Source organism: Streptococcus mitis (assembly GCF_946190115.1).
Taxonomy (GTDB): Bacteria; Bacillota; Bacilli; order Lactobacillales; family Streptococcaceae; genus Streptococcus; species Streptococcus mitis_CO.
In genome coordinates this window covers 1-467 of the sequence record NZ_CAMHZG010000048.1, presented here as the reverse complement: position 1 = coordinate 467, position 467 = coordinate 1, and the positions used below count along the sequence as shown (strand labels likewise).

1 protein-coding gene is annotated in these 467 nt (G+C 36.2%); it reads left to right on the top strand.

Annotated elements, in window-relative coordinates:
- The coding region (locus N8L90_RS09335) for a MucBP domain-containing protein (protein ID WP_261025216.1) at positions 1 to 467 on the top strand (467 nt) is incomplete at both ends.

The window sequence follows — 467 nt, the reverse complement described above, 5'->3', positions numbered from 1 at the left end:
GGCACAGTAGATAAGAAAGACATTCCAGAGTACAGATTCGTAGAAACGAAGAAACTGCCAAATGGAGATGTAGAGCATGTTTACGAAAAAGTGAATACATTCTTCAAAGATAAAGAAGGTAATGAGATTCCGAAATATCCAAGTGAGCCGGGCACAGTAGATAAGAAAGATATTCCAGAGTACAGATTCGTAGAAACTAAGAAGCTGCCAAACGGAGATACAGAACACATCTACGAAAAAGTAAATACATTCTTCAAAGATAAAGAAGGAAACGAGATTCCGAAATATCCAAGTGAACCAGGAACAGTAGATAAGAAAGATATCCCAGAATACAGATTCGTAGAAACGAAGAAGCTGCCAAACGGAGATGTAGAGCATGTCTATGAAAAAGTAACAACATTCTTTAAAGACAAAGATGGAAATGAAATCAAAGAAAAAGAAAGTGGTTCAGTAGATAAGAAAGACAT